This is a genomic window from Aureivirga sp. CE67, assembly GCF_015767245.1.
GTDB lineage: Bacteria > Bacteroidota > Bacteroidia > Flavobacteriales > Flavobacteriaceae > Aureivirga.
Map to the genome: position 1 here is coordinate 37,585 of NZ_JADOTV010000019.1, position 26,127 is coordinate 63,711.

General features: G+C 29.5%; 17 protein-coding genes. 11 read left to right on the forward strand and 6 right to left on the reverse strand.

What is annotated here, in order from left to right; all coding sequences use genetic code 11:
• Nucleotides 1–195 precede the first annotated feature (195 nt).
• From I0K12_RS17505 to I0K12_RS17535, 7 genes are all read left to right on the forward strand, one after another.
• Nucleotides 196–1,281: an SEL1-like repeat protein gene (locus I0K12_RS17505; RefSeq protein WP_196889434.1), complete on the forward strand. Its 1,086-nt coding sequence runs from the start codon at nucleotides 196–198 to the stop codon at nucleotides 1,279–1,281.
• Nucleotides 1,282–1,284: 3 nt separating this feature from the next.
• Nucleotides 1,285–1,935 (forward strand): suppressor of fused domain protein, encoded by a 651-nt coding sequence (locus tag I0K12_RS17510; protein WP_196889435.1) that lies wholly within the window; start codon nucleotides 1,285–1,287, stop codon nucleotides 1,933–1,935.
• Nucleotides 1,936–1,949: 14 nt separating this feature from the next.
• Complete coding sequence (locus I0K12_RS17515) at nucleotides 1,950–3,377, forward strand: hypothetical protein (protein WP_196889436.1); 1,428 nt, start codon at nucleotides 1,950–1,952, stop codon at nucleotides 3,375–3,377.
• A gap of 538 nt (nucleotides 3,378–3,915) precedes the next feature.
• A complete protein-coding gene (locus I0K12_RS17520) occupies nucleotides 3,916–4,614 on the forward strand; it encodes a hypothetical protein (protein WP_196889437.1) in 699 nt (232 codons plus the stop codon).
• Nucleotides 4,615–4,681: 67 nt separating this feature from the next.
• A complete protein-coding gene (locus tag I0K12_RS17525; protein ID WP_196889438.1) occupies nucleotides 4,682–5,332 on the forward strand; it encodes a DUF3885 domain-containing protein in 651 nt (216 codons plus the stop codon).
• Complete coding sequence (locus I0K12_RS17530; protein WP_196889439.1) at nucleotides 5,319–5,762, forward strand: VOC family protein; 444 nt, start codon at nucleotides 5,319–5,321, stop codon at nucleotides 5,760–5,762. The genes I0K12_RS17525 and I0K12_RS17530 overlap by 14 nt, the downstream gene beginning before the upstream one ends.
• Nucleotides 5,763–6,457: 695 nt before the next feature.
• Nucleotides 6,458–7,276, forward strand: a complete 819-nt coding sequence (locus I0K12_RS17535) for a hypothetical protein (RefSeq protein ID WP_231372795.1) — start codon at nucleotides 6,458–6,460, stop codon at nucleotides 7,274–7,276.
• Nucleotides 7,277–7,387: 111 nt separating this feature from the next.
• Here the strand turns inward: I0K12_RS17535 and I0K12_RS17540 are convergent, their stop codons facing one another.
• The 3 genes from I0K12_RS17540 to I0K12_RS17550 all read right to left on the reverse strand — a co-directional run bounded on the left by I0K12_RS17540 (nucleotide 7,388) and on the right by I0K12_RS17550 (nucleotide 10,743).
• Nucleotides 7,388–8,464 (reverse strand): ETX/MTX2 family pore-forming toxin, encoded by a 1,077-nt coding sequence (locus I0K12_RS17540; RefSeq protein WP_196889441.1) that lies wholly within the window; start codon nucleotides 8,462–8,464, stop codon nucleotides 7,388–7,390.
• Between the two features lie 193 nt (nucleotides 8,465–8,657).
• A complete protein-coding gene (locus I0K12_RS17545) occupies nucleotides 8,658–9,704 on the reverse strand; it encodes a hypothetical protein (RefSeq protein ID WP_196889442.1) in 1,047 nt (348 codons plus the stop codon).
• 355 nt (nucleotides 9,705–10,059) lie between these two features.
• On the reverse strand, nucleotides 10,060–10,743 hold the full coding sequence (locus tag I0K12_RS17550; protein WP_196889443.1) for a hypothetical protein: 684 nt from the start codon (nucleotides 10,741–10,743) through the stop codon (nucleotides 10,060–10,062).
• A 149-nt stretch (nucleotides 10,744–10,892) separates the two neighbouring features.
• Between I0K12_RS17550 and I0K12_RS17555 the strand changes: the two genes are divergently transcribed.
• Nucleotides 10,893–11,828, forward strand: coding sequence for a hypothetical protein (locus tag I0K12_RS17555; RefSeq protein WP_196889444.1), 936 nt, complete (start codon nucleotides 10,893–10,895; stop codon nucleotides 11,826–11,828).
• A 231-nt stretch (nucleotides 11,829–12,059) separates the two neighbouring features.
• On the opposite strand, the gene I0K12_RS17560 is transcribed toward I0K12_RS17555, so the two are convergent.
• Complete coding sequence (locus tag I0K12_RS17560; protein ID WP_196889445.1) at nucleotides 12,060–13,034, reverse strand: DUF438 domain-containing protein; 975 nt, start codon at nucleotides 13,032–13,034, stop codon at nucleotides 12,060–12,062.
• Between the two features lie 645 nt (nucleotides 13,035–13,679).
• On the opposite strand from I0K12_RS17560, the gene I0K12_RS22180 reads away from it, so the two are divergent.
• The 3 genes from I0K12_RS22180 (at nucleotide 13,680) to I0K12_RS17575 (ending at nucleotide 23,247) form a co-directional block, all read left to right on the forward strand.
• Nucleotides 13,680–18,680 (forward strand): PKD domain-containing protein, encoded by a 5,001-nt coding sequence (locus tag I0K12_RS22180; protein WP_317194448.1) that lies wholly within the window; start codon nucleotides 13,680–13,682, stop codon nucleotides 18,678–18,680.
• Nucleotides 18,681–19,006: 326 nt separating this feature from the next.
• Nucleotides 19,007–21,013 (forward strand): PKD domain-containing protein, encoded by a 2,007-nt coding sequence (locus I0K12_RS17570; protein ID WP_196889447.1) that lies wholly within the window; start codon nucleotides 19,007–19,009, stop codon nucleotides 21,011–21,013.
• A gap of 227 nt (nucleotides 21,014–21,240) precedes the next feature.
• Nucleotides 21,241–23,247: a PKD domain-containing protein gene (locus tag I0K12_RS17575; protein WP_196889448.1), complete on the forward strand. Its 2,007-nt coding sequence runs from the start codon at nucleotides 21,241–21,243 to the stop codon at nucleotides 23,245–23,247.
• A 205-nt stretch (nucleotides 23,248–23,452) separates the two neighbouring features.
• Here I0K12_RS17575 and I0K12_RS17580 read toward each other — a convergent pair whose 3' ends face one another.
• Nucleotides 23,453–24,082: a hypothetical protein gene (locus I0K12_RS17580; RefSeq protein ID WP_196889472.1), complete on the reverse strand. Its 630-nt coding sequence runs from the start codon at nucleotides 24,080–24,082 to the stop codon at nucleotides 23,453–23,455.
• A 571-nt stretch (nucleotides 24,083–24,653) separates the two neighbouring features.
• Nucleotides 24,654–25,889: a potassium/proton antiporter gene (locus I0K12_RS17585; protein WP_196889449.1), complete on the reverse strand. Its 1,236-nt coding sequence runs from the start codon at nucleotides 25,887–25,889 to the stop codon at nucleotides 24,654–24,656.
• Nucleotides 25,890–26,127 lie beyond the last annotated feature (238 nt).

The following is a 26,127-nucleotide window of genomic DNA, read 5'->3' on the forward strand; positions in this document are numbered from 1 at the left end:
TAATAAACTCTCTTATGGATAAAACAGCATAAAAGCATGGAAAAATGGAATAAATTTCTAAACTAAAATCTAAAGAAATAAGCTTTTTTAAATAACGCTATATATTTTAAACTAGTAGAAAAAATTACAAAACGTTACCACCTATTAGAAATATGAAACTTCATAAAAAATATGAAACTAATAAAAAACCAAACTATGAAACTGAATATTATTTTCTTGGTTATTCTTTTTCAAACAAGCAATATTTTAGGACAAAAAATAGATTTTAATCTTATGGAAAAAAAATTGGGAATAGAAATTCCGAGTGACTATATAAATTATCGTGGAAATGATCTAAACAAAGAAAAAGAAATTTATTTTAAAATCGATAATTGGTTATTTTGGGATATAACAACATCTATAGAACAAACTTTAATTCTAAGAAAAAAAGGAGCAATATCTGATAAAGATTTTGCTTTTGCTACTAATGAGGATAATGAAGTTTTATTTTATCAAAACTCAAAAAAATCAAGTACAAAAATTTCACATTTAGATGAAGGTAATGATAAAACATTCTATGCTTTTTCATTTTCTGAATTTCAAAATACGGCTAAAACAAATCGTTTGATTAATGAAATAGAAACTGTTGGTTATGAAAATCAAGATATAAGTGAAATTAAAAATTGTCCAGGAAGTTTATGCAATTATGCCTCTGAACTTATGACCTCAGAATTTGATTACAACTACTCTTTAGAAAGAAATAAAAAAGCACTTGAATTATTACTTATAGCTGCTGAAAAAGGACACCCTGAAGCAGCAAATGAAATTGCTGACTATTATTATTATCAAGATAATGTAGATATCGATAAAGTTATTGAATGGAGAGAAAAAGCGATTAAATATGGAAGTAAAGACGATATTTATGAATTAGCAGATTTTATAATTGACAATAAAATTGAATCTATAGATAAAGCTATTACGTTACTTGAGAGTTTAATTTCAGAACAATGGTTTAAAGAAAAAGCACTGTTAAAACTTTCAAGGATTTATATGAGAGGTACAGGTGGTAAATTGAATTATGAACTAGGGATTAAGTACGCAAAAAACTGTGCAGAGATGAATAATTATAATGCTTTATCTGATTTGGCTTTTTATTATTACAAAGGTAGAGGTGTTGAAAAAAATGTTCCTAAAGCATATGATTTATTGGTAAAAGCTGAAAATACAATTATTGAAAAAACAGGTAGTGGAAATTGGGGTGACTTCATTAAACAACTTGAAAAAGAAATAACAAAAAACTAAAAAATGAAAAAAGACGAATATAAAAGTAAATTTAACGAAGAAGACGCTGTAGGTTGGTTTAGTATTGATGAAGTAACAACTAAATTATACCCTAATCAGGAACCTAAACATTTTGGAACCATCATCAAATATATGCTAGGTGGTGAAGATCCATTAGATGGAGTAAGTATTTATGAAAGTAAAAACCAAAAAGATCATTACCATTTTGTTTCTTATGGAATGTCTAATTTGTATTATGACATAGAAAACTGTGAAGAAGAATACAGCAGATGGGGATTTGAGTTTACTTTTAGATTAGCTCCATTTGATGAAGATCCTGAAGAACCAAAATGGGTTGTTTCTTTAATGCAAAATCTGGCTAAATATGTTTTTAACAGTAAAAACTGGTTTGAAGAATATCATTTTATTCCTGCAAATGGTCCTATCAGATTAAATACAGAAACTGACATTACTGCAATTGCATTTATCGAAGATCCTGAGATGGGAAGCATTGATACGCCAAACGGAAAAGTTCAGTTTTTGCAAATGGTTGGAATTACAACAGAGGAATATAAACAATTAAAACTAAACCCTAAAACGACAGAGGTTAAGTTATTACTGGAAAAATTGAAAAAAGAAAACCCGCTATTAATAACTGATTTAAAAAGAAAATAAAACACACTCAAATTATGAAACTAAAAATTGTTGCATTTTTATTAATTCTTGTATGTGGAAATGTTTTTTCTCAGGAAAACAAGCTAGAATTAATGATAAACTTACTTTCCAATGATAAAATTACGGAAGTTAATATCGAGGAAGAAAAATTTGTAAGCTCTATTGCAAAGATTACAGATTATTGTAAAGTAAATTTTGAGAAATTCCCTAAATCACAAAAGATTGGAATATTAGTAACTGTTCATAAAGAAGGAAAACCTACTTATGAAGTATATTCAAATCCTAAAATAGATAAAAAATTAAAGAAGAAAACTTTAAAAGAGCTAAACAAATTGGAAATAGAAAACACTAAACTTGTTGATTTTTCAATATTCATTTCAATAAACAGCACAAATAATGGAGAAATAACCGATTTTGAGGATTATGAAAATCCTGTTGAATTGAAAATAAATGCATATAAAAATGCCGATTTAGAAACAAAAATTAAATTGAACAAAGAATATGCAATAAATGAAGTATTGCCTGTTTTGAGTGCTTATCAAAGAAGGGTAGATGATAAATTTAAAGGTGTTAAAGAATTTGGTAACCTGATACACAAAACTGATTTTAATAAAAAACAAAACATAGAAGCATTAACCAGTTTAAATAATAATTATTGGTCAGCAACCTTGGAAATGGAAAGAGGAAATCAACTAATTCCTATAACAAAAATTTATGCATTAGTATCTCAAGGTGAATTTGACCATGCTCTAAAGTATATTGAAATTCTTCGCCCTTTTTCAAATCCAGAAACTATTTCAAATGATTATTTAGAAAATATTAATTACAGATTAAGTTTATTTAGTCAAGAATTGGAAAAAGAAATTCATAAAGGAATTGTTAAGCATGATAAAGGACAATATCAGAATGCTATAAATATCTATAAAAATATTCTTGAAATTTATCCAAATTCTTCTTGGGCATTATATGAAAAATATTATTCTGAAAACGTATTGAATACAAAAAATCAAAAGGTTACTATAAGCGACAAAAAAGACTGGGATATAGCAAAGGTTGAAATTTATAAACACAATCCTTTGTACAATATGAATGTTAGAGCAAGTAATGGAAAAGAAGCATATTTATTATTTAGGCGACAAGAGATAAATTTCTTGTTTAAAGATAAAAATGAAAGATTAAATGATTTTTTCAAATATGCAGATATCGCATCTGATTTGAGTGTTTATGATTTTGCTGCACAATTATTTTGGCTATCAGCAACATTTGATAATGATAATTCTCAAAATTCAATCAAGCATTTTTTATACTGCGTTGATAAATTAGGAAACTCAGAGGTAAAATCCTATTTCAAGGGAGATTTTGATGATGTATTTAAAGAAATTGAAAAAGAAAAAGAATCTAAAATGAAGAATAGTCCAATCTATAAATCCATGAAAAATTAAACATAATAATAATAATAATAATAATGGACCAGAAATTATAATAAATGAAAAGAAAACCTACTATAATCTTACTAACTCTATTTATCATTTCCATTCAAAATTCATATGCAACCGTTGAATATTTGGTTGTAAATCATTTTACCAAATAATTATATTGGGCTGAAACAGATCACCCACTAGATATATTGGTTGGAAAAAAGTTGGGGATGTTTTTGAAGTTCAAGAACAATAATTTTTAGATTTGAGATATACTTACACCAATAATCCTTTTTTGATTGAGGAAGGAATTATCCTTACGATTCTTTTTTCTTTTTTAATTTTTTGGATTATGAGAAAAAGAAAAATTAGTGGTTTTCAAGCTATGAGTAATTGAGAGAAATTTTGGGTTTTAAAACATGAATAAAGTAATATGATTTTAACTATTATAGGGATTCTCATTGGGCTGATCGGAGCCTTTGTGTTGGTTATTTATTTAAGATATTTTATTCCATTGAGACCAAAAGAAGAAGGTTTCGTGATAATTTTTAATCAAAAAACTATGAAGCAAATTTTAATTCTTATTACAACGATAATCTTTTTAAGCTGTTCTAAAAATTGTAAGAACAAATATAATTTTTCTAATACAACAGAAAATATACCTGAAATTTCTATAGATTTTAATGAAAGTAAAAAAGAAATAAGACAACAGATTGAAACTCATTTTTCGGAAGATTTGTGTAAAAAATGTGATAAGGTAGAATTCAAAATTCCTATGAAATTTGATAATAAAAAAGGATTTTTAAAAGTCTATACGGATTACGACTACCCGATTTGTGAAAATTGTAATATTCCATTAAGATTAAAAAACGAATATTCAATTTCTATAAGTTCTAATAAATCTATACTTGTAAATACTACAATTTCTTCTGTAGACTCTTTAAGTTCTAAAATTGCTAAGTATTATAAAAATGTTGGAAATCCAGAAGGTACTTTTCCAAAAAGATTTGATCAGGTATATTTTAATTTAGATTGGAATGAAGGAGTTGATAAAAAAATAATTTTGAAAGTATTACATGAAATCTCTAAAGGACATCTGGAATTTGTAGAAGAAAAATTGATGAAAGACAAAGAAGATTTTTGTGATAAAACTTCCATAGAAATAAATTCTTTTAAAGAAAAATATCCTTTAAATATTGAGCTTGATCTTGGTATTAAAGATATTATGGATTTGAAAACACTTGAACGCTTTCAAAAATAAAAACAACAAACCTACTCTTAGGCTTTCTACTATATTTGCGAATCATACAGTTAGGAATAAATTAGAAATGAACAACTTAAAATCTGAATTTAAAAAATACATTAAGAAAAATGAGTTAGAAATCAATTTATCTGACTTTACTACTATTGAAAAATCCTTTAATCATTCTTTAAGGTTTGAACTTGGTGATAAACTAAAAAATGGGACAAAAGAAAGGGTAAATCAAGCTAAAAAAAGAGCATTAGAGATATTCAATACTTGTTTTGAAAAAGAAGATAATTTATTTGTTTTGACTTACGAATGGAATACAGAAAATAACTTTTTAGCTAGAACTCCAGATTTTTTATATCAAATTTTACAAGTTGAAAAATCACAAGAGAAACAAAAATTATCCTTGATGTATTTTAAAGATGAAGAACCCGAATATGAAGATGGATTTTTAGGTGTTTATAAATTTAAAAAAGCTTCTATTAATTTGGAAAAATTATTCGAAGGCATTGCTAATACGGACATGGGATTTAATCCAACTATCCATCAAATTGTATATTTTTTTGGTGAGACTTCTAAAAAAATGTTCTGGATGTATGATGATAGAGGGTGTTTAATTATGTCGCAAAACTTGATTGATTTGAAACCCGATTACAATACACATCAAAAATGGCTATGCGAAAGATATAAAAAAGACTTTAAAGAAAAAAAACAATATGATAAAGAATAAAATTAAAGGTTTAGGAGAAATAATATTAAGAGTTCAGGATATGGAATTAATGAAAAAATTCTATGCACAAACTATTGGACTTGAATTAGTAAATGCATCTGAAAATTATTGTTTTTTCAAAATTGCAAATGGATATGGTGGACATGATCAGACGCTGGCTTTATTTGTAAAATCTAACCTCAACGCTTTCCATGAAAAATTTGGAGATATCAAAACGATGCAAAGCACTTTACATCATTTTGCTCTTGAAATTGATAAAAAAGATTATGATTATTTAGTGAATTTCTTTGAAGAAAATAATCTTGAATATGTAACAGAAGTTTTTGAATGGACGAAATGGAAATCTATTTTTGTGAAAGATCCTGAATTAAATATCGTAGAATTTGTTTGTTATGATGAAGAAATTGAAGCTACATTGAATGAGGATTAAATGGAGATTAAATTTATTTTTGACAAACATTATAAGTAAATAAATGAAATTAAAAACTATCATTTTTATAACCATACTATTAATTTTGACTTTTTACTCGTCAGAAATTAGTTTCATGCCAAATTATATCGATCGTCCTGATAAATGGCATTTATTTTTTTCAATGTTAGGATTTTATTTCTTACTAATGATTGAAATTATTTGGAGTGCTTTAAAGATGATTAAACTTAAAAAAGTATTATGGTTTGACTTAATTACTTTAATCCTAACACTTATATGTTTTACTAGTCTAAATAACTCTAAAGGAAATTCTCAAGAGTTTGGCTATATTGGACTAATTTTATTATTATTGATATTGCTATTAAATAAATTTCTGAAAAAGGGAATAATGAATAAAACCTCCTAATAACTTTGAAGGAAAAGAGCTTTTCAAATTTTTAATACAACACAATTTTTCGATTTGATTGTTACGCAATGAATAGTGAAGGCATAAACCAAATAATAAATAAAATTAGAAAAGAGTTTGTAAATTCAGCTTATTATTTTTTAGTAAGATGTTTCAAAATTGGTCTTTTAGATGAAACTGAAATGAAAAATTATTGTGATATTATTGATACTGGTATTGATCTTTTTGATTAAAAAAAATAACTATCATTTATTTAAATGTTTTCTTCTATATTTGTTAGTCTTTAACTATGAAAATTAAATATCCACAGAAATTTTATAGTTACAGATATAATAGAAATAACAAGATTTCTTGTTGTAGATATGTTATAAATAATAAAGGTATGGGAGATAGAAAAAAATTTGCAATAAAGAACACATACACAACTCATTATTCTCACGTAAATTTGAATAATAACGAATTTTCAATTGTGTCTATTGAAGAAGATAATTTCCCTCCAGAATATTTTTTCTTCTCTGAATATTTAACTGACATTATTAATCCTGAAGAAATTTGGGGAAAAGGTCTTTTTCTATTGAATTTATATAATGGAGCAGTAAACATTGATTTATTTAATAATGAATGGGATTCTAATGTTAAATTTACTAGACTTGATAATTGGGTTACAAATGAAAACCTAACTCCATTCTCAACTGAAAATATTTTACCAATTAATCCATTCCCAGAAAATCTTCAAACAGAAAATGAAAGTAAAGAAATGTTGAAAAGAACAAACTTTATTACTTATTCTTCTTTTCTGGCTAAAAGTGAAAGTGATGTACTAAGTTTATTATTATTGGCTGGAAATGACCTAGATTGGGTTACCCTATATGCCATATACGATACATTAAAATATTATTCACAAGATTTTGATAAATTAATATCAATTTGTGGTTACTCAAAAAATGATATTAAAGCTTTTACTGGCACAGCTAATAACTTTGGTCTTTTAGGAATTAATTCTAGACATGGTGAAATGGGTTGGAGTCAACCAAAAATTACAAAAAGTCTTTTCGATTCAAAGAAAATGATTTTAGAAATGGCTAAAATATATATAGAAAGTAAATAAAACTGTCCATAACAAAATATAACCTACATTGAAACAAAAAAGAGCAACGTTCCTAACATTGCTCTTTTTAAACTAATCCTAACTAACTAAACTATAAACTAATTTTATATCTTAATTTGGTGCATTTAACTCATCTGGTGTAAGAGGCACAGCTGGTGATTCTACTGCTTTTACTCCCATATTTGTTACCAAACTAGCAACACCTTCTTCTACTATATCACTTTTTTGAAACTTATTAGCATCCAATCCCCAGAAATAGTGTCCATTTGCTCTGTCTGGATAATTTACCCCAACATGACCTTCAATAGAAACTGGAACCTTATAAGTTACCTCACTTTTTACTTTATCTGCTACAATTACAATTGTTTTCTTACTTCTTGGTGGTACTTTTGCAGTAACCGAACCAGTAAGCGTTGTAGTTTCATTTTCTGTTCCTCCAGTAGAACCTTCCGCTCCTACCGTTACATTTACAGAAGCTTCTGCTCCACCAATACCAGGAATACCAACATTCACTTTTTTACCAATCGTAAGAGAAGAACTTACTTTTACGCCCCAACTCTTCGTTTGTCCTCTTTGATAACTATATGAAGAAGTCATCGTAGACTCTTCGTCAGATTTGTTTACTAACTCAATTGAAGTTACATCCGATGGAATTGGTAAATCTTGATCTTCAACAGTCACCACAGGATCGTTGATTTTCACACTACTTGATAATCCCATACGCTCACTTACGTTTGGACTAACAACTCCAGAAATATTCTCTCCTGGGTTTAAGGAAATACCATCTGGTTTTTTTCCGTCTAATCGATAAATTTCTTTGATTTGATCTACTCCTGCCCCATTATCTGGCTGGAATCCTAATTGTCTTAAATGTGTAATTGTAAATGGTACTTTATCATCTCCATCAATAGAAGCTGTAACGTCTCCATTATTTTCTCTTCCTTGTGTTTTTTGTACTAAAACATCTTCATCTACAATGTTCCATCCATTGTTTATCATATCTTCCACTGAAGCATATCCTAAGTCTTCTAATGTGGTTCTTTTTTGCTGAGGAGTTTCATTAAATATTGTATTATCTGGTTTGAAAGCTTCCCTTTCGACGTCCTCATCTTTGTTACATGATACTACTGCCAAGGCAATAAATAATATCAATAAACCTCTTCTCGTATATTTTGTTAGAGTTTTCATTTTTTTAGCTTTTAATAGATTACTGAATGGTATAGAAATAATAATCTAGGTTTTGATTTGTGAAACGACAATATGACCAGTCGTCTTAAAAATGAATAAAAAAAACTCCGAGAAAGAATGTAGAATCCTTTATCGATTCTACATTCCTATAAATAGTATATACACGAATTTAAATAGATTTGTGTTTATGATCTTATAAAGGTTGCGCTGGTGATACTACAGCTTTTACACCTAAATGTAAAACTAAACCAGCAACTCCTTTTTCGGCAATTTCGCCATTTTGGATTTTACTTGCATCTTGTCCCCAGATATAGTCATCTTCGTATTTGTGATTTTTAGATAAACCAACAACTCCTTTAACTTTCATCGGAACTTTGTAAGTAACCTCACTTTTCTTTCTATCTGCAATGATTGTTACAGTTCTTTTACTTCTTGGTGGAACCACAGCGCTTACTTGCTCAGAAACACTTGTCAATTCAGATTTATTTCCTCCTTTTGTTCCACTAGCACCAACTGTAACACCAACATTTGCTCCTATAGTTGTCATTCCTTGAATTCCTACACTTACGTTTGCTCCTACTGTTAAAGAACCACTAGCTGTAACACTCCAATTTGAAACATGTCCTCTAGTATACGTATATGTAGAACTCATTTTTGCTTCTTCAGCTCCTTCGTTTACCAACTCAAAAGTTGTAACATCTGCAGGAAGTGGTGCTTCGATTGCTTTTACAGTAACTTCTGGTTCACCAACTACCACATCTGTTTTTACTTCTAAGAAATCCGTAACATTCGGAAATTTCACCTCACCTAAGTATTCTTTTTCTGAAAAATAAATCGCATCTGGCTTTTTTCCAGTATACTCATGTGTAAAAATATCTTTAATTGCATTTAAACCATATTTAGTATCAGGTCGATATCCTAATTCTCTCAAATGTTGAATTGTAAAAGGAACTCTTGCTGCTTCACTATTTTGGTTGTAAGTAAATCTTTCTCTTTGATTTCTATTAGTAGAAACTGAATCCTCTGGACTTTCATAGATAATTTCCCAACCATCTTGAATCATTTCTTCCACTGAAGAATAACCTAGTTCGTTTAAAGAACTTTTTCTTTGTTCAGTTGAATTTTGAACTTCAACTGTTTCAAACTCAGCTGCGCGAGTTACTTCTTCATCTTTACTACAGCTAGCTGCAATAAATAAACTTAATAAGATAGCTGCACCTTTTAAGTTTTTGAAATTCATTTTCTTCATTTCAATTGTAATAGATTAAATTAGTAATTTTTGTTTTTGCTGTATTTAAAAGAACGTAGTTCGATTTTCTATTACAAAGATATGACCGGTCGTCTTAAGTCTGTTTTAAAAAAAGTCTAATTAACTTGAATTTAGTACGATAAGGCTATTTTTTAATTTTTATTTTAGGAAAGAAAAGATTTTTTTAACATTTCTGGTAGAATAGTCTTAAATGTTAAAAACAAAGATACGAAAAAGGCAGGTTTTAAGATAGGTATGGTTGCTGTTTAACTTTATTTTAAACCAAGATTTCTTCTATTTTATATTCTAAAAAAGGAAGTATTCCAAAAATTCTTCCTTTTTCAAATTATTTTCTCCTAGGATAATCGCCACGAAAACTACAACGAGCTCCATGATAATAATCACAATCTTCTTCTGTAATATGAACTTCTTTTTCAGAAAATTTAAAAATTAATTTTCCACAATTCTTATTCGAAAATTCTCCCTTTCCAGATTTTATGGAAATCAAATCTAAAATTTCTCCCATACAATATGGACTTCCAACTGAAATATGAAAAACGTATAAATCTCCTCCAACATATTCGATATTCAAATCTTCCTCTCCTTCGCTATAATAAGTTCCATAAAGTCCCGAATAAGAATCTTCACTTTTTGTAATTACTTTTTCAGAATTCTTTTTTAAATCAAAACTCAAAATTCTTGTTTCTTTTTTATATCTCTCCTGAATCCATTCTCCCTTAATTCCAAAATCTGATATTTCCCCTTTAAATCCCGTGAATCTGATATCAGTATCTCCTTCATATAATTTTATATTTCCATTTTCAACAGTTCCTCTTAAAACAATATTCGATTTATATTTCTCATAAAAATAATAACCATAAACTTCTTTATTATTTTTAATATTCAAAACCATCTGAATTGGATATTTCCCAGCAATTTTCCCTGATAATTTGACAAGTTTTCTTGTATCTTCTGCTTTCAACACATTTGAGAAAAGCATAAACAGCATTAAAAAAACAACTTTTTTCATCTTTTAATTTTTAATAGAATTTTAAATTTAGTTTCACAAATAAACATAAATATTCCAACTCATCCGCTTTAGCCATTATAGAAGTATATAATTCTCCATTAATTTATCAGAAAACGATTACTTTTGAAATATTAAAAATTAATCTTAAAATGATTTCAAAATACTATTCTATCCTATTTTTAATTTGTACTATCACAGTTTCCGACAAAAATCCTATTCTATTTGAAGATTATAGATTATATGGAGATGTAAAAAGTATGACGACTATTTCATATAAATTAAACCCAGAAGTTTATAATGATGAAGATTGCCTTTGTGGTCCTGAAGAAGTTAACTTAAAACCTACCGAAAGAACTGAAAAAGAAAGAGATTCTATCGTGTTTAAATATAATGGAAATTATATCGAAAAAATTGAAAACTATAATAATGGTTGGCTTTCTTATGAAACATTATTTAAATATTCCGGAAGTCTACTGATTGAAAAAACAAATATTACATTCAGTGGCACGGAGGATTTTCCTAATGAAATTTATAGAACAGAATACGAATATAACCCTAAAAATATACTAACTACTACATTAAATTATTTTCAAGATAGTTTAAATAGTAAAGTTTTATTTAAAAATAATCTAATTCAAGAAAAATTTATTTTTGATAACCAAAGTTCTATTTCTGAAAAATTAAATTATAAATACAATAATTTAAATCAACTAATTGAAAAATCAGCTTATGACAAAACAGGCAAGCTTTTATATTCTATAAAAAATAATTATATAAATTCAAGAGATTACTCAAATGAATGGTATACCAGCAAAAATGAATTAGATACAAAAACGACTATTGAATATGATGAAGAAGGAAATTATACTGAAAAAATATTTTATGTAGAAAATGGTGAATTACTTTTAGATCATTCTACTAAATACAATAAAAATGATGATATAATTATGAGTATTTTTTCTTCAGTTAATCCAACTGAATATACATATAAATACGATAAAAATGGAAATTGGATAGAAAGAATAGAATATTTAAACAATAGTCCTATCGAAGAAACTGTTCGTATAATTGAATATAAAAAATAACTTCAAAAAAACACCTATAAAATATGGCAGCATTTATAGGTGTTTTTGTTAAGAGTCTGTTTAAAAATTGTATCAGAATTGTTATGTAACTTATTAAGATGCTATTTTGAAAGCTTTTTTAGAGTTCATAGCATCGCTATGGACGAAAAAAAAGATAAAAAAGAGCTTTTAAGAAGTCTATAAAACTTTTTGATATAAATTTAAATAGGCTCTAAGCAAATAAATAAAAAATTAGTCCCAATCTAGAAGTCGTTTCTCCCCTTCTAGTTGTTGAATTTCTGTCACATCCTGTGACATTTCTATAACACCTCTATACTTTTTTTGTTTATCTCTAATTGCAAAATATCGAATATGAATAATTCTTCCACGGAAATTAAACCAAAACTCCGCTACATCTTTCGTTCCTGCTTTAAACTCTTCTAAAATTCGAAGAACCGTATTTACACTTTTCGGCGGATGACAGAATCGAACTTCTCTTCCGATAATTCCTTTACTTCTCGCAAAGACTCTGTCTTCTCCTCTATTGTAAAAAATTACTTTATCATTTTCATCTACATAAGTAATATCTACTGGTAAAAAACGAAGTAATAAATTAACTTGTTCAGGAGTCATATATCCTTCATCATAATGAAAAGTATTATCCGTAGAAAAAGGTAAATCTCGCACCGTATGATCTTCACTCGGATGTACATAAGTTTCTTTTGGTTTCGGATAAGCCTGTGGTTTTTCTTTCAACATCCACCCTATTTCCTCATCACCTTCATAAAACTCTTCCCAATCCTTTTCATTTAATAATTCCATTGCATTTGGGAAAAGCCTTGTATCTTCAACATACATCAGATTTTGAAGATTATCTAACAGAAAATTTAAATTTTCATAAATCGATTTTATATCTTTTTCGGCATTGTGCTTTTCGATAATTCGAATCATTTTTCGCAAATTATCATGAAAAGACCACATTCCTTGGCTTGGTCCATTCCAACCATATTTTTCTAAATAAGGGAAAAGTTGATTTTCTTTCCTTACAAAACGTTTTTCTACAGTTGCTAATTCATTAAATGCATTATAATATTTCTGAAATTCTTCTTCAATATTTATATCTCTAATCTCATCAATCAATCTATGAATCAACTCCGCCTCTTCATAATATACTTTCACTGGATGTCCTTCTGGCAGCTTCTCTACTGTTGGTAAAAACGTATTCATAATTTCCTTCTTTTTTTTACTTAAACTATATTTTGTTAAGTTGATTTATATTCACTTTTTATAAGATACAGTTGTTAGTTTCTCTTTGATGGAAGCAAAATTATTATGTTTTTTTGAGATAAAAAAGATAAATCTATCTTTTTTTCTTTTATTTAAAATTAAGGAACACTCATATTTCACTATTTTATAAAAATACTATACCTAAATAACATTATGTTAATTATCAAGCTCCTTTAAAAAATACACAATATTATTTTATTGTTACCTTAATGTTATTTTTTTATTATTTAACATTTTTAAAAACTAATAGTATCTTAACTGGTAAATCTAATAGTTAGAAATTTCATGTTAACAACATACTTCAAACTATTAATTTACAGTGTTTTAAAAAATAGTTTATTTTAACATATTTTCAGGTAAATAAACTCTTTTTTGTGAAATAGAATCGTGAAAATCCCTTATTCTTTACAATAAAAAAACACTTAACGTAAACACCTACTATTTAACAAGTTAAACTTCTACTTCTTTTATTTTTCTTTATAGGAATCAATTTTTAAAAACTTACGGATGAAGTTAAATTTTTATTTTTTAAAAGCTTTTTTAAATAAAAAAGCTAAAAAATTAATACTCTTTTTAGTATTAATAATGAGCTTTAACAGTATAATAGCACAAGAAGGTTATACTGTAACTTGGGATGAAGAAGTTGGTTGTCGAGATTATTTAATAAGAGAACAAGCAAGTAATCCTGACATTTCTATTCCTGATGATGATTGTATTTTTGTATGTAGCAATAATTCTGTAATATATTCTGTTTCTGGTAATACCTCAAACATTTCTTCTGTAGCATGGGAAGTAACTGGTGGTGATATTCAAAATACTTCTGGTTTTAATGCGAATATTCTTTGGGGAGATACAGGTTTAGGATCTGTAAAAGCTATTATCACAAATAATGATGGCGAAATAGATACGCAAACTATTTGTATTGTAAAAGCAATAAGTCCAAGAGCAGATTTTAAAATCGGTTCTGAATATAACGAAGATACTTATTTAATGTGTCTTGATAATGATTTATACTTCACAGATTTATCTTCTGATAACAATAGCTCTCCTATTGTATCTTATCTCTGGGATTTTGGTGATGGTAATTTTTCAACAGAAGCAAATCCTGTTCATAATTATATTAACCCAGGAGAATACACTGTATTTTTAACAGTAACTAATAATTGTGGATGTTCAGACACCATTAAAAAACAAGTCTTTATTGAAGAAAAAAAAGCTTTTCCAATAGAGTGTCCGAGTATTGTATGTTTCAACGAAGTTGCTTCTTATAGTGTTCCAAATGATCTTTATAGCTATTGTAATGGGAATCTAGAATGGGAAGTTGTTGGAGGTACAGTTATTTTCAGTGAATTTACAATGGTAAACGTTCTTTGGAATGACGGAGTGAAACTACAAGAAAATGGAGGATTTGGTTTCGTAACTGTTAAAACTGGTAACTGTGATTCTATTTGTGAAGGAGATATTACTATAAAAGTTCCAGTTATTTTAGATAGAACAGATATTATAGGAGAAAATCAAATTTGTACAAATCAAAGTAATTTATACGAAATTCCACAATGGCCTACAACTGAAGTAACATGGAATGTAATTGGTAATGATTCTGGAACATCAATAATTCAAACTGAGCAAAGAAACAGAATTTCATTTAAAGCATTAAATCCTGGTACTTATTCGCTTAGAGCTGATTACAAAAATACACTTGTAGGTTGTGATGGTTATGCAACCATAACTATTGTAGTAAAGGACAATATTAGTATTATTGGAGAAGAAACTCTTTGTTTTACTCCTGGGCAAAGTACTGTAAGTAATTATGAAATTGAAGATGCTGAAAATATTCAAAATAATGAAAATATAGTATGGTATTTAAAAAAACCAAATAATTCAACTCAGAATTTAGGAACTGGAACATCAAAAAATATTACATTCTCATCTCCTGGAGAATATATTATCAGTAATGGCGATGGAGTATGCGGAACCAATAGTTTTGTTGTAAATGTTTTAGCTCCAGAGTCTGCACCTAATATTAATAATAATTCTTTACCTGAGGATAATAAAATATGTTTCGATGTTTCTTATGAAATACAAAGTGCGAATGACGAAGAATTGTATTGGGCTATTGAAAATGGAACTTTTATTGGACCTAATATTGGTACATCAGTTACTGTACAATTTACGGAATCTAGTTCAGGAGACTATACGGTAAGAGCATGGTCAAAAATGGACACAGCTCCTTATTGTGATTCTGAATTAACTTCGATTTCTTTTACACCTGAAGTAGTAGATTTAGAAATAGAAGGAGAAATTGATGTTTGTAGTAGTACTTCTTATGAGTATACGAATTTAATCAATGGTACTAATTTAAGTTATGAGAATGGAGATATCTATACTTGGTCTTTAGAAAACAGTAATTTAGGAAATTTTGAAGATGGGAACACCAATTCTTCTGTGAATATTCTTTGGAATAATGTTTCAAGTACTGAAAATACTATTCTAAAATTAGAAGTTGAAAGATGTGGTGTTGTTTATGAATTTGAAAAAGAAATAACTATTTATCCTGGGCCAGAATTCGAAATTGTAAATATTTCTGACATTTGTGTAAATGAATCTAATTCTTTTCAAATAACTGGAATATCAACAGGAAATATCGTTTGGGATTTTGGTAATGGAGATACTATAACTACTTCTACCCCAAATGTTCTTTATACCTACCCAGAAACAAATGGAGATAATACGGAATATACGATTTCTGTAACTGTTACGGATCCTGACAACTGTATAGGGACTACTACCAAAACTATGGATGTTTCGGTATTTGGAGCTCCAAAAGCTACTATTACTCCTTATGATAATCTTGTTGCTTGCGAAATTTCTGAGATCACAGATTATACTCTAACTGTGAATACAGAGCAAAATTTAGCAGATATTACAGAAATCGAATGGTATCATGATACCGATTCAGATTTTTCAAACGGTGGATACACTCTTTTAAGTAGTTCTACTTCAATTACAAGTGAAATCAATCAATTTGGTTTTTACTATTCTCGTCTTAAAAACAACAACGAATGTTGGTCTATCACAAATATTGTACATATCAAACAAAAATGTGATGATGAAGACGCTAGTGGTAGTTGTACAACTCATGATGGAGATATAGATATATCGCTTACAAAAGATGGTTGTAATCAGATTATTGCATCTGCATTGCCAATAGGATCTAATATGCCTATTACTACTTCATGGACTACAACTGCAACAAACGAACTGACACTTATCTCTAGTACACCAACTACAGCTATTTATCAAGCTAATACACCGGGTGTTCATTCAATTTATAATGAAGCTATTTATGGTGGAACTCTATGTAATATTTCTTCATTTTCTCAGATTATCATTCCATACATTGCAGATTTAAAATATAGTGTAGAATGTGCACAAGATCAAAATGGATATCAAGTGACACTTTTCGATGCTTCGAATACGATGCCAAACGCAACGGATTTCACTTACCAATTTTTCGAGGTCAATAGTGGTACTTCTACTCCTATTACTCCTGTTAGTACTAATGCTGAACACTCTCTTGTTTTACAACCTGGAACACATACTTTTGAAATTGAAATCATTGGTTCTTTTGATGGAGTTGTGCAAGCTCCTTGTAGAGCATCAGTAGTAGTAAATTTACCTGAATTACCAAATGCTAATTTTGATATTAGTTCTACTGAAGTATGCGAAAATGACCCTGTTTCTATTACTTTAGAAGGATCTATAGACCCTGAAAGCACTTACTTATGGATATTACCTAATGGAGAAGAGAACTCTGCAACTGTACCTACTATTTCTACTACAGGAACGTATGGTCCAAAACAAATTTCTCTTACAGTAACCAACAAATACGGATGTACATCTACTTTTTCTAAAGGAATTGTTATCAATAAAAATAATCTGGATGGATCTGTAAAAGCAAGCCCTGATATAGCCTGTAAAGGAGAAAATATCATCTTACAATATGAAGAAGATCTTGATACGGATACACCTACAAATTATTATTGGATGTACAATGGAGAGCAAATAGCAGAAACAACGGATCCATTTCTTGGAGACATTCCAGAAGAAGAAGGAATCGTGACAAAATCAGGATATTATTGGGTAAAAGTAAGCGATGATAGCTCTACATGTACAACTTCTATTTCTGAAGGTACTAATATTTCCTTTAGCAATAGTCCTTCTGTTCGTATTCAAGGAAAACCAGCAATTTGTGAAGATGAAGACATCACTTTAAAAGCTTCGGTTCAAGGAGATAATTATTTATTCATTTGGTCAAAAAATGGTACTCAAATAAGCACAAATCCAGAAATAGAACTTAACAATCTAAATCCTGGAACTTACAATTACCAACTAGAAACAAAAATCCCTGACGGAAATGGAGGTTATTGTACACAATATGATACACATTCACTTACTGTTGTTCCTCTACCTAGCCCAATGCAGTTAAATTTCTCAGTAGTGAAATGTGAGAATCCTTATACAGTTAAAATTGTTGCTTCAGGAGATGATAATGGATTTTATACTTGGAGTAATGGGATGACAGGAAACGAAATCCAAGTGCATGAAGGTGGCGTATATCAGGTTCGATTTAAAAACTTCACAGGATGCGAAATTACAGAAGAAATAGATATTCCTCATAGTATTGAATCCTATTCTTGGATTGTTCCACAAGGTTGTTATGATATGTGCGGAGTAAGAGGAAATACTCCTGGTGATCCATATTTAGTTGGCCCAACAGACACATTCGAATCTTGGAAGTGGATTACAAATAATGGTTCACCTGCAGGAGGAGAAGGATTCCCAGAGGATATAAATATAAATCAATCAGGAAACTATGGTCTTTATTTAGAAAATAATGATTGCCAAGAAACTATAGAAGGTCCATCTATAAATTTAGAACCTTGCAAATGTGATTTACGCATCTCTACTTCAAATTATGCAGAAAGTTCGTATTATGAAGGGTACTGCAGTTATAATATTAATATTGGAATCCCTAATGATTTTAATGAACCTATGTCTGTAACACTACAAACAGAAGTAGAAGGAGTAACAATAATACCTAGTAGCTTTTATATAAATGGAAATTCTACATTGAATTCATCTTATTCAATATATGTAAATGCAGATACACCTATAAGTGAAATCAATATTCTATATGAATCTACTGTGTTTATAATTCCAGAACCAGAAATTTGTATAGTACAAAAAGAAATCATATTAGGAGAGTGTGTTGCTGAAGCTAGAAAAAGTTCAGAATCAAGTAGTACTGTTCTAAATCAAGAAGAAACATTAAATAATATTTCTATTGCTCCAAATCCTGCACAAGATTTTGTGAACATTCATTTCGAATTCGCTAATTCTAACTATTCTCAAAAATCTATAGAGATTTATAATATGCAAGGACAATTAATTTCGAACAGAAAACTAGATATTAAAAATGGAACGATTCAACTTGATGTGTCTCCATATCAATCTGGTCTATATTTAGTTCTTCTTAAAGAAAACGAACGTATTTTAAAACGAGAAAAACTAAAAATTAATTAAACACTACTTAATCCCCCTCCTTTTAAAGGAGGGGCTAGGGGTGGTTAAAAAACATCTCAAAATAAAATTTCCCCTCTTGAGAGGGGTTAGGGGTGTGTTTTAGATAAAAAAACACACAATAAAATTTCCCCTCTCGAGAGGGGCTAGGGGTGTGTTAAAACAATTCCTCATATAAAAAAAGTAGTATAAAATTAATTTTATACTACTTTTTTGTAAATTAAACAGCGGAAATAATAAACAAAATCAAAAAAATTAACAAAACACCAACACTCTTAATCCCTCTCCTTTTAAAGGAGGGGCTAGGGGTGGTTAAAAAACATCTCACAATGAAAAAAACTACACTACAAAAATTACTTTTACTATGTTTCCTAATCTTTTCTATAAAACAAATCTCCGCACAAGAATTACAATGGGCCAAAAGAGCTGGAGGTGATTCTCAACTAGATTGGGAATGGGAACGAATACGATTTATGGGAACAGATGCGCAAGGAAATGTATATGTTGCAGGACCAATCTCTGAAAATGGAACAGATGTAGACGGTGTGGAACACGAAAACCATGGTACTCTTTCTGCTGCTACAGCAGACGTGATGCTAGCTAGTTTTGATTGCGAAGGGAACCATCGATGGTCTAAACTTATGGGAGGATATAGAACAGACAAAGTATCTGGTCTACAGGTAGATGACGAAGGAAATTCCTATATCACTGTAAAGCTTGTAACAGGAGATCAAGCTGTAGAAGGAGGTTTATATATAGATGGTCCAGAAGAAACCATCCCATTTGACAGTAGTGATACTGTTGGAAAACAATCTATTTTTATTATAAAACATGATACGAACGGAAACCTTCTTTGGTACAAAAGCCCACAACCTGAAGACATTAATAGATCACAAGCTTATAGTGGATCTGGTACACGAGGGTTATTTTTAGATGAAGAAAATCAAAAATTATATTGGATTGCAAATTTCAAAGGTGTGGGAGGACCTTTACAAATCAATGAAGATATACAAGTAGATGAAGATGAAACAAAGTTTTTTATTATGGAATTTGACACAGATGGAAACTATCATACAGCAAACTCTATAGATATGACATCAAGTCCTGATACAAGTGTTACTGAAACTAAATTTATCAGAAATAAAGAAACAGGTAATATTTATGTAGGTGGATATGCAGGATATGCGAATAATCCTGTTTTTATTGGGGAAGAAGAAATTATGGAAAATTTGTACGTAGCTGCTTTCAGTCCGACAGGAGATGTGCTTTGGTGCAAACAAAGTGCTAATGAAGGGGATATTAAATGGTCTCAAATTCATGACATTGCTATAGACTATGAAGAAGAGGAACAATTTATTTATCTAGCAGGGCATTGGGTAGATGACCTTGAATTTTTAGGGTACATCTTTGAAGAAAACGAAGAAGTAGTCAAACCAGAAAAAATGCTGTTTATAAAACTAGATACGGATGGAAATAGCATTTGGTCTAGAACCTTATATTCTGAATCTGTTTTTGTAAATTATTATACCGCAATTGGTTTTTTTGGTAATAAAGTAGCTATTGGAGGTGCTTATAAAGTAGTGAAAGAAGAAGATGGAACAATTATTCATGATAAAGAAAACAATGGTATTGACCTTGGTGTCTTAGTATTTGACAAAGAAGATGCAAGCTATATTTCTAGTGATTTTGCAAATAATACTGCTAGCGGAATTAGTAGAATTGAAACTATTGCTCCAGACAAAAAAGGTAATTTCTATCTTGGAGGATATATGGCAAATGAAATTGAATTAAATGGAGAAACTATTAGCACTTCAGGTACTGAAAAAGATTTAATTCTTGTAAAATACGGACATGAAAACTGTGATTGTGATACGCCAATTGCTACGTTTGAAAGTACAAAAGACGAAGAACAAACCTATACTTTTAACTATACAGGTCTAGAAGATTATGATACTATATCTTGGGATTTTGGAGATGGAAATACCAGTAATCAAAACAATCCAACACATACTTTTCAACAAGATGGAGAATATACGGTTTGTGTTACTACATCCAATGATTGTGGACAAGACACTAAATGTAGGACTATAAACACTACTATTTCAACGCAAGAGTTTGTAAAAAATAATTTTAGCTTCTACCCTAACCCTGCTAAAAATCAATTATTTTTCAAAGGAATTCATACGAAAACTCCTTACACAATACATAATGCGATTGGACAAGAAATTCAAAAAGGAAACATTGAAAACAATCAAGCTTTAGATATTTCAAATCTTCCTACAGGTACCTATTTCATTCAAATTAATAATTCTAGTAAAATATTTTATAAAAATTAGCCACAATCTCCCCTCCTTTTAAAGGAGGGGCTAGGGGTGGTTAAAAAACTATATTTCACATCATTAACCTTAAACAAAAATTAAAAACATAAAAAAACACACCCCTAACCCCTCTCGAGAGGGGAATAAAATCAAACCCTTCTCTTTTGAGAGCTCTGTTCTCAAAAGAGAAAAAAAATCCCCTCCTTTTAAAGGAAGGGCTAAGGGTGGTTAAAAAACATCTCACAATGAAAAAAACTACACTACAAAAATTACTTTTACTATGTTTCCTAATTTTTTCTACAAAACAATTCTCCGCACAAGAATTACAATGGGCCAAAAGAGCTGGAGGTGATTCTCAACTAGACTGGAAATGGGAACGAATACGATTTATAGGAACAGATGCGCAAGGAAATGTATATGTTACAGGACCAATCTCTGAAAATGGAACAGATGTAGACGGTGTGGAACATAATAACCATGGAAGTCTTTCTGCTGCGACAGCAGACGTGATGCTAGCTAGTTTTGATTGCGAAGGAAACCATCGATGGTCTAAACTTATGGGAGGATATAGAACAGACAAAGTATCTGGTCTACAAGTAGATGCTGAAGGAAATTCCTATATCACTGTAAGACTTGTAACAGGAGATCAAGCAGTAGAAGGAGGTATATATATAGATGGTCCAGAAGAAACTATCCCATTTGACAGTAGTGATACTGTTGGAAAACAATCTATTTTTATTATAAAACATGATACGAACGGAAACCTTCTTTGGTACAAAAGCCCACAACCTGAAGACATTAATAGATCACAAGCTTATAGTGGATCTGGTACACGAGGGTTATTTTTAGATGAAGAAAATCAAAAATTATATTGGATTGCAAATTTCAAAGGTGTGGGAGGACCTTTACAAATCAATGAAGATATACAAGTAGATGAAGATGAAACAAAGTTTTTTATTATGGAATATGACACAGATGGAAACTATCATACAGCAAACTCTATAGATATGACATCAAGTCCTGATACAAGTGTTACTGAAACTAAATTTATCAGAAATAAAGAAACAGGTAATATTTATGTAGGTGGATATGCAGGATATGCGAATAATCCTGTTTTTATTGGAGAAGAAGAAATTATGGAAAATTTATATCTAGCTGCTTTCAGTCCGACAGGAGATGTACTTTGGTGCAAACAAAGTGCGAATGAAGGGGATATTAAATGGTCTCAAATTCATGACATTGCTATAGACTATGAAGAAGATGAACAATTTATTTATCTAGCAGGGCATTGGGTAGATGACCTTGAATTTTTAGGGTACACCTTTGAAGAAAACGAAGAAGTAGTTAAACCAGAAAAAATGCTTTTTATAAAACTAGATACAGATGGAAATAGTATTTGGTCTAGAACCTTATATTGTGAGTCTGCTTTTTGGAATACCTACAATGCAATCGGTTTTTCTGGTAATAAAGTAGCTATTGGAGGAACTTACAAGGTGGTAAAAGAAGCTGACGGAACAATTATTCATGATAAAGAGGATAATGGAGGAAATCTAGGTATCTTAGTATTTGACAAAGAAGATGCAAGTTATATTTCTAGTGATTTTGCAGATAATACTGCTGGTGGGATTAGTAGAATTGAAACTATTGCTCCAGACAAAAAAGGTAATTTCTACCTTGGTGGAAATATTGAAAATCAAATTGAATTAAATGGAGAAACTATTAGTACTTCAGGTTCTGGAAAAGATTTAATTCTTGTAAAATACGGGCATGAAAACTGTGATTGTGATACGCCAATTGCTACGTTTGAAAGCACAAAAGACGAAGAACAAACCTATACTTTTAACTATACAGGCCTAGAAGATTATGATACTATTTCTTGGGATTTTGGTGATGGAAATACCAGTAATCAAAACAATCCAACACACACTTTTCAACAAGATGGAGAATATACGGTTTGTGTTACTACATCCAATGATTGTGGGCAAGACACAAAATGTAGGACTATAAACACTACTATTTCAACGCAAGAGTTTGTAAAAAATAATTTTAGCTTCTACCCTAACCCTGCTAAAAATCAATTATTTTTCAAAGGAATTCATACAAAAACTCCTTACACAATACACAACGCTCTCGGACAAAAAATTCAAAAAGGAAACATTGAAAGCAACCAAGCTATTGATATTTCAAATCTTCCTACAGGTACCTATTTCATTCAAATTAATAATTCTAGTAAAATATTTTATAAAAACTAGCTTCGACTACGCTCAGCTACCGAATTTCAACTACGCTCCAACTCTCCCCTCTTGAGAGATGTATTAAAACCTTTAAAATAGTGCCTTCGAGAACCTCGGGCACCTTTGAGAGTAAAAATACTGAATTCATATAAGCTTTTTAACTCAAAAAAAGACCTTTGATTTCTCAAAGGTCTTTTCTATATATTTATTTAAAAATGTTTATTTATTCTATCCCAAATGGTTTTGTTTTTAAATCCTCTGACCATTTAACACCGTATTTCTTATTTAAATAATCAAATATCATTTTGTTATGCTTTTTTATTATTCGAACAGTAATAGGATCAACAAAATTAATTTTTTTCTTCATTAAACCAACTCCATATTTTTCTTCAAACTGTAAATATTCTCTTGATTTTGAACTAGGATTTTCATCCATTATAAAATTTAAAGTTCCATTCGAAATTCGTTCTTCAATTTGTTTATTTGACAAATCTGTTACCAAATTATTTGCAAAAGAGAAAGCGAAATCACTTTTGTTTTCATTTTTTTGAATCAGTCGAATAGTAATCGTTTTTCTATTTTTATTAATTCTTTTTGGATAAAAAATGTAAGCTAAAAAGTCGTCAGATTTAAAATTGAATTCATATTTTCCTTTTTCAGGTAAAGTAATTTTGAAATTTTCAGCTTTTGTAACTTCTATATTTTCATTTAAGTTTGCTATTCTAAATTCTCCGGATGTAAACTCCATGCCCGTTAAATTTACAAAAACCACATCAGCAATTATTTCTTTTTCATTTGCTTTAGAAACTGTAAAAGTCAAAATTAAAATCAGAGTTAGAAATGTTTTTTTCATCATTTTTATTTTATTTTAAAAGGTTAAATTTCGATTACTATAAAATGATCTATTCTTAGTTAATTTAGTATATAATTAATGAATATAATCTTATTGATTTAGTTCAAATCAACTATTTCATAACGTATTTTTTGCAACAATTATTATTAATAATCTCACCAAATCTACCTAAAAAACTTTTAATAAAAAAAAACACCTATAACGTTACCAACTCAAATATAGAAGATTACATTTTCAAACACAAAAAAGAATCTATAATTTAAAAATCTCCTTTCAGATTTTTCTAATGGCTCGATTTTTATTAAATATTTTAAAGTAATTTTTAACAACTCGTATTTTAATTTGTATCGTTTTATTTATTTAAAAATGTTTTAAGTGGAATGATTTTTTGCAAAAGGGATTGTAATGGAAAGCTTTTGTTTTGAAAAAAATTAGATTTTCTTGGGAAAAGGAGGCGACCGGAGGAAGCCAACGGATGACCTAGAAAATCTTTTTTTGAAAAACAAAACTTGAAATGAAAAGCCCGACCCGAAGTTTTGACGGAGGGATTGCCCAAAATAAAATTCTAAATTTATAGATTACTTTTAGTATCTACTTCTTCTGTTTCTTCACTCTCCTCCTCTATTTCTTCTAATTTTAATTTTCTTGCAACCCAACCAATCGTTGTTCCTTGAATCAGAAGTGAAAAAACTACAATGATAAAAACACTATTGAAAATCAGATCGGAATGTTCTACTTTTGCTGTAAGTGGAATCAAACCAAAAACAATTGGTGTGGCGCCTCGAAGTCCGACCCAGGAAATAAATAGTATTTTTTTGAAAGAACATTTTTGAAACATTAAAAGAATTGCAACTACAATTGGTCTTCCGATAAAAACTAAGAAAAGTGTAACTAAAAAAGAATTGTCTAACTCTGGAATTAAGTCTTTTGGAAAAATTTGGAGTCCAAGAATTGTGAATAAACTAATTTCCATCAACCAAGAAATACTATCGAAAAATTGATAGGAAATTTGCTTGTATTTGATTCCTCCATTTCCGATTGTAATTCCTGCAATATACATGGCTAAAAGTAAATTTCCACCTACCGAAGGAACAATTCCAATCAAAAAAACACAGGAAGAAAGTAATAAAATTGGGTATAAACCTCTTGTTTCTAATTCTAAAATATTATAGACAAAAACTACGAATTTCCCTGCTGCGAAACCTATCGCCAAAGCAATCACAACTTCTTTTAAAAAAGACAATGTAATATCAATCGGGTTTAGTCCACCTCCCAACAAAATAGTTGTTAGAGCGATTGTCATAAAATAAGCTACTGGATCATTGGTTCCAGATTCCAACTCTAGAGTTTCTGCAACATTTTCTTTTAATTTTAGTTTTTTAGATTCAAAAATGGAGAAAACTGCAGCAGCATCTGTAGAAGATAAAACCGAACCGAGTAAAATTCCTTCCAAAAGCGTCAACCCAACACAGTAATAAGCGAAAAATCCGACAGCAAAAGCAGTCATTAAAACACCCAAAGTTGAGAGTGTAATTCCTTGAACCAATACTGGTTTTATTCTAGAAAATCTTGTTTCTAAACCTCCAATAAAAATGATTAAACTTATGGCAATTGTACTATATTGTTGGGCAAATTCTGGATAATCGAAAACAAAGTCATAAGTTCCTCCGTTTCCAATTACGAAACCTAATAAAAGATATAGGATCAACCCAGGAATTCCATACCTCCTTGACGGTTTATTGATAATCACCCCAATAAATAATAAAACTCCAGTAAGTGTCAGGATATTACTAAAATTTAACTCCATAAGGTTTACTTTTTATTTTTTTAGAAAAACTTAAATAAAAATTATCACGTTTGAAATTATTTGAGAGAATTTTAATTATTTAAAACACACCCCTCACCCCTCTCAAGAGGGGAATTTAATAATCTGTAAAAGATTAATACAGAATGAATCGTGATAATGTTTAATAGGAGAAATAATTATTTGGGGTCTATATTTTTTTAAACAAAAAATTCCCCTTAGAAAACTAAGAGGAATTTGT

What these genes read in the sequence shown, in the direction of transcription:
- I0K12_RS17545 (WP_196889442.1), bottom strand. Translation starts at nt 9,704, where the DNA reads ATGAATTTCAAAAACTTAAAAGGTGCAGCTATCTTATTAAGTTTATTT.
- I0K12_RS17570 (WP_196889447.1), top strand. Translation starts at nt 19,007, where the DNA reads ATGAAAAAAACTACACTACAAAAATTACTTTTACTATGTTTCCTAATC.
- I0K12_RS17580 (WP_196889472.1), bottom strand. Translation starts at nt 24,082, where the DNA reads ATGAAAAAAACATTTCTAACTCTGATTTTAATTTTGACTTTTACAGTT.
- I0K12_RS17555 (WP_196889444.1), top strand. Translation starts at nt 10,893, where the DNA reads ATGATTTCAAAATACTATTCTATCCTATTTTTAATTTGTACTATCACA.
- I0K12_RS17520 (WP_196889437.1), top strand. Translation starts at nt 3,916, where the DNA reads ATGAAGCAAATTTTAATTCTTATTACAACGATAATCTTTTTAAGCTGT.
- I0K12_RS17585 (WP_196889449.1), bottom strand. Translation starts at nt 25,889, where the DNA reads ATGGAGTTAAATTTTAGTAATATCCTGACACTTACTGGAGTTTTATTA.
- I0K12_RS17535 (WP_231372795.1), top strand. Translation starts at nt 6,458, where the DNA reads ATGAAAATTAAATATCCACAGAAATTTTATAGTTACAGATATAATAGA.
- I0K12_RS17560 (WP_196889445.1), bottom strand. Translation starts at nt 13,034, where the DNA reads ATGAATACGTTTTTACCAACAGTAGAGAAGCTGCCAGAAGGACATCCA.
- I0K12_RS17505 (WP_196889434.1), top strand. Translation starts at nt 196, where the DNA reads ATGAAACTGAATATTATTTTCTTGGTTATTCTTTTTCAAACAAGCAAT.
- I0K12_RS17525 (WP_196889438.1), top strand. Translation starts at nt 4,682, where the DNA reads ATGAACAACTTAAAATCTGAATTTAAAAAATACATTAAGAAAAATGAG.
- I0K12_RS17510 (WP_196889435.1), top strand. Translation starts at nt 1,285, where the DNA reads ATGAAAAAAGACGAATATAAAAGTAAATTTAACGAAGAAGACGCTGTA.
- I0K12_RS17550 (WP_196889443.1), bottom strand. Translation starts at nt 10,743, where the DNA reads ATGAAAAAAGTTGTTTTTTTAATGCTGTTTATGCTTTTCTCAAATGTG.
- I0K12_RS17530 (WP_196889439.1), top strand. Translation starts at nt 5,319, where the DNA reads ATGATAAAGAATAAAATTAAAGGTTTAGGAGAAATAATATTAAGAGTT.
- I0K12_RS22180 (WP_317194448.1), top strand. Translation starts at nt 13,680, where the DNA reads ATGAGCTTTAACAGTATAATAGCACAAGAAGGTTATACTGTAACTTGG.
- I0K12_RS17540 (WP_196889441.1), bottom strand. Translation starts at nt 8,464, where the DNA reads ATGAAAACTCTAACAAAATATACGAGAAGAGGTTTATTGATATTATTT.
- I0K12_RS17575 (WP_196889448.1), top strand. Translation starts at nt 21,241, where the DNA reads ATGAAAAAAACTACACTACAAAAATTACTTTTACTATGTTTCCTAATT.
- I0K12_RS17515 (WP_196889436.1), top strand. Translation starts at nt 1,950, where the DNA reads ATGAAACTAAAAATTGTTGCATTTTTATTAATTCTTGTATGTGGAAAT.